This window comes from Caballeronia sp. LZ034LL (genome assembly GCF_031451215.1).
Lineage (GTDB): Bacteria > Pseudomonadota > Gammaproteobacteria > Burkholderiales > Burkholderiaceae > Caballeronia.
On the sequence record NZ_JARUXR010000010.1, the window covers coordinates 1 to 5,012 of the forward strand.

Below are 5,012 nucleotides of genomic sequence, written 5' to 3' on the forward strand. Positions count from 1 at the left end.
GCTCCCGCCGCTGCCCCCCGATCTCACGCAAACCACCGCCGATGATTCGCGCATGGGCAACTTCGGTGCCGATATGCTGTACCGCTATCAACAGGAAGACCGCCGCATTCTCGATGCCGAGGAAATGGTTCGCGCCGCCTCGCGGCCCGCGCATGAGAAGGGGCAATATCTCGATGCCCACACTCAGCCGCTGCCATCCCCGCCGCTGCTTCCGACCCTACTCACCGGCTTCCACGTGCTCTTCGATCCTACGCCGGCCACCATCATCGCTTCGGCCGTCCCCCCCACAACGCCCAAATCGTCTTCCGACGGAACCACACAGGGCGCCAATGCCGCATCGTCACCTCCCGTCCGCACAGTGGAGACGATAGGCGGACCCACGCAGCCAGCGCCTGATCCCGCGCTGGCTGCGGCGGCCGCGGCCGCCAACGCGGTCAAGCCTGTCACGCTCTCGAACACCGAAGCGACGCAATTGCTCTCGCGTCTCGACAAGAACCCCTCCATCCCCGACGACGCCGCCAACGCCAACAGCCTGGCCGGACTTCAGCGCGACTCACTGCGCAGCGCGGATTCCGAGGCTGTCGGCTTCGAGCAGCAGGCCGTCGAGGCGAATCAGCAGGTCCAGGCCTTGCCTCTGGAGCAGCGCAACCTCTATGGCGGCGAGCTCGCTGCGGGCACCACCTACTACAATGCCGCCATTACCCAGGAGCAGCGCGAAAAGATCGCTCATGCCGTGCGCACCGACATCATCGATCCGATCAGGCGAGCCTATCTGCAAGCCATGGCCGATCCGAACGCCCGCGTGCAGATGGCCTTCACCAACCCCTTCGGCTCCGTCTATCTCGGCGCCGCCGGCCAGCAGCAAGTCGACCTGCTCGCCCAGATGGGGCAGCAGTTCAACCAGGCCGCCACGGCGGAAGAACGTGCGCGTATCTTCGAACAGGCCGCTGATCTGCGCCATGTCATGCAGGCGCAGATTGCCAGCTTCGTCGACCAGGAGCGCTCACACGTGCAGGAGCAGTGGAAACAGGCCGATAAGGAAATCAATCAGGCCTTGGCCGAGGCCAAGGGGATGTGGGTCGCCAGCGCCGAGAGCGGCCTCGACAACACGAGTTCATTCGAGCGTCTGAACTGGTTCATGAACCATGGCCTGAACTCCGAACGCAACGCGCAGGAATTCCAGTACCGCCTGAGCAAATCGCCCGACGACTTCAAGCCCCTGCGCGAGTGGTCCGCCGATGCAAGCAAGAAAGCCGAATGGGCGATCTCAGCCCTGCAAAGCGATCCCTTCCACCGCACACCCGTGCTCCCGCCGCTGCCGCCCGATCCCACGCAGACCAACATCGATAACCTGCGCATGGGCAACTTCGGAGGCGATCTGCTGTATCGCTATCAACTGGAGAACCGCAGCATTCTCGACGCCATGGATTTGTATCACGCTGCATCTCAGCACGGGCCCATTAAAGACTCGTATCTCAATGCCCACACCCCGCCGCTGCCGCTCTGGCAGCGGCAGATCGAGCAAGGCCTTGGCCGCTTCTTCGTGGGTTTCATCCCGGGCGTAAATCTGCTGGTCGACTACATCGTGCCGTCCGACTCGCTTTCCGAGGGCGCCAAAGTGGGCATCGATATCGCGTCAGGGCTGATCGGGGCGGCGCTGGGCGAGGCAAACTTCCCGAAATTCAGCGGAGCCAAAGCCTCAGAGGCGGGCGAACTCAAGCCGCTCGAGCACGTTCCCGTGGCGAGTGAAGCCGGCGCCGCCACCGAGGCCAAGCCTGCCCCGTCATTCTGGCAGTGGCTCAATGACCTGACGCCCAAGGATCCGATGACCACGGTGGCGGACGAGATTCACGAGGCTCAGGGCGCCGCCAAGCCCAAACCCACCGAAGAAATCAAGCCCGGCGAAGGCACTGCAAAAGACGAACCCGCCAATGCATCGAAAGTTGAACACGCCCCACCCGTACCGGGAAGCACGGCTGCCATGTCCGGCTCGACATCGGGCATCCCGCTGGTGCCCGAAGAATACGCGCGACCACCCTCCGGCAAGCTCACGCCCGATCCGAACTACCGCGGCCTGTATCGCGACGAAGGCGGCCAGAACTACATTCAGCAGGACGGCAAGACGTATCCGGTGAAGTGGAACGAAAACACCCATAGCTGGCAGATGATGCCCCGTGAAGGCTCACCCAATTCCCCCAACATGCGTCTCAACGAAAAAGGCAACTGGGAAGTCAATCTCGACACGGGATTGAAGGGCGGCGCGCCCACAAAGCCACTACCTGATTCCTACAAACAGGCTTTCGAACTCTATGAGCGCGGGAAAACCTTGCCTGAGATCGGGCAAGAACTCCAGGTCGATCCCAAAACGGCCAGGCGATGGATAGAAAGGTATGTGCGCGAAAGCGGCGAAGTGCGGCCCATACAAATCGGGAGTTCGACAGACTTGAGCGATAGAAAACTCGCCCCGCTCATATACAGAGACTTCCGTCTAGGCAGATCGATGCCGGAGGTTGCAAACAAATACACACGCGGTGACGTGTGGGCGGCTCATCGCCAGGCAACATGGTACGCAGAGACCAATCACTTTCCAACCGACGTCATTCCGCAAGAAAGGCCCTGGCGAATTCCGCAAGAACGCCCCGCGCCGATCCCGCCGGAACGCGCGCCCAATCAGGTTCATATTCCCATGACCGATGAGCAAAACGCCAAAGTCAACGAGGGAATCAAGCAAGGCAAATCAACGGAGGAAATCAGCAAGGATACCGGCTTGCCGCCAGGCTGGGTCGAGAAGATCAAGGCCGGGAACGGGCAATACTATCCTCAGGCACACGAGTGGATTCAGACCGACAACGCACCGGAACCCCAGCCGGGAACCAGCGGCACCACGCACGAACCCCAGCCGGGAACCAGCGGTACCACGCACGAACCTCAGCCGGGAACCAGCGGGACAGGGCACCCATCAACTGCTCCCACAATACAAGGGACGCAAGGGGCAGATATGGGCCGCATGGACCAATACCGAGAAGCTTTTGAACTCTATGAGCGCGGCTACACCCTTGCTGAGATCGAGCGCGAGCTCGGCCTTGGCAGAAATAAAGTCAGGGATGGGCTGGAAAACTATATGATCCATAGCGGCGAAATAGTACCTCAGCGAATCCACGGACGGTTAGCGGAAACTTATAACGAGCGCGGCGCCGAAATATACGTTGAGCTTTCGAATGGCAGACCGCTTCACGAGGTCGCCGCTAAATTTACCGATGGTGAAGAGCTTGCGGCTCTTCGCGCGGGGTTGCGGTTTGCGAGAACCGAACACCTTCCAACCTACGGCATAACGCACGAAAGGCCGTGGAGAATCCATCCGGCAGGCACGCCCGATCAGGTCACTTATCCCATGACCGGAATGCAACGCGCAGACATTGTCCGACTCCTTGATCGAGGCGAGCCAGACTGGTGGATCAGCCAGCAAACCGGCGTGCCGGCAGATATGATCGAACAAATGCGAACCGGAGCCGCAAAGTATAGGCCCGGCGACGTGCATATAGTGGACGAACCGCCGACGAAGCGGCGGCGCACGGATGGCGCGCCCGGCGACACCGAGCAGAGTCAGACGGGAGACCGTGGCACGACGCAGCAGACTCAGCCGGGCACCGGCGGTGCTGCCCAGCAGCCTCAGGCGGGAACTAGCGGTGGCACGCAACCAGAGCATGTTGCTCCCTCGGAACCTCAGCCTTCCTGGGGAAGCAAGCAGCTCATACAGTTCCAGGAGGACCATACGAAGTTAAGCCAGGCGGAGTCCGACTCAATCGATAACTGGCTCAACGGAAAAGGCCCTGCACCCCAGAGTCTGCAAGCAGAATTGACTGCTCGCGGCTATTCGGACATCACGCCGGCGATGGTACGTGTCTTTCTCACCCAGAGAAACCCGGGACTGACAGACCTTCAGATACAGAGGATCTTGCAATTCCTTTGCGCGTAGCGGCTTCGTCGAAGTCGCAGCGCGCCCGGGCCATCAGTGTGACTGCTCCGGGCGCGCAAGCATGCTGGTGCTGCCTCATCCCGTCGAGCGACTCTCGCGCTGCGCCCCTCATGCACGATACCTCTGCATCACCCGCACAAGCCAACTGACAGCAACACTCATGACACGCATTGCCCCAACGCTCCATGAAGACGACGCGTATCGGGCGGCATTCATGTTCTCGTCAGGAGCACAGAAATGGCTGTATCGAGCGTCAGTTCATCATCGTCTACCTCCGCTCAGCAGTACGGCGGCAACGACGACGACACCACTCCCACCAATAACAACCCGTCGAACGATCCACCTCCCTCTCCAACCGGCAACGACGCCGAGAATCCATCTTCTGCGCAGAAGGATCCGCCTCAAGGGCAATCCACGATCTCGCAGCTTCCGCCTGCGGACACGACCGGCACGAACACGACCTCGAGCCCGCCACCGTCTCCATCACCTGGCAACGACACGCCGACCAATGCGCCCACAGGTCAGTCCACGTCGCCGCAGACCCAAACTACTAACACCTCCGACCCGCCCCAACTCTCCAGCACTGAAGCAACGCAACTGCTCTCCCGTCTCGACCAGGACACCTCCATCCCCGACGACGCCGCCAACGCCAGCAACATGGCCACACTTCAGGGCGACTCACTGCGCGGCGCGGACGCCGAGTCCATCAATTTCGAACGGCTGGCCACCGTGGCGAACCAGCAAGCTGGAGCCTTGCCTCCCGACAAGCGCGACTTCTACGGCGGCGCGCTCGCCGCGGGCTCCGCTTACTACAATGCGGCCACCACCAGCGACCAGCGGGCGCACATCGCGGCTCCCGTGTACTCCCAGGTCATCGGTCCGATTCGCGCAGCTTATCTGCAGGCCATGGGCGATCCGAACGCCCGCGTGCAGATGACGTTCAGCAAGCCCTTCGGCTCGATCTATCTCGGCAACGCCGGCCAGCAGCAGAGCGATCTGCTCGCCCAGATGGGACAGCAGTTCAACAAGGCCGCCA

2 protein-coding genes are annotated in these 5,012 nt (G+C 61.5%); both read left to right on the top strand.

Annotated elements, in window-relative coordinates; translation table 11 throughout:
- Positions 1-52 precede the first annotated feature (52 nt).
- Positions 53-3,976 (top strand): helix-turn-helix domain-containing protein, encoded by a 3,924-nt coding sequence (locus QCE83_RS34920; protein ID WP_309821452.1) that lies wholly within the window; start codon positions 53-55, stop codon positions 3,974-3,976.
- A gap of 237 nt (positions 3,977-4,213) precedes the next feature.
- A partial coding sequence (locus QCE83_RS34925) for a hypothetical protein (RefSeq protein ID WP_309821453.1) occupies positions 4,214-5,012 on the top strand: 799 nt, incomplete at its 3' end.

What these genes read in the sequence shown, in the direction of transcription:
- QCE83_RS34920 (WP_309821452.1), top strand. Translation starts at nt 53, where the DNA reads ATGGGCAACTTCGGTGCCGATATGCTGTACCGCTATCAACAGGAAGAC.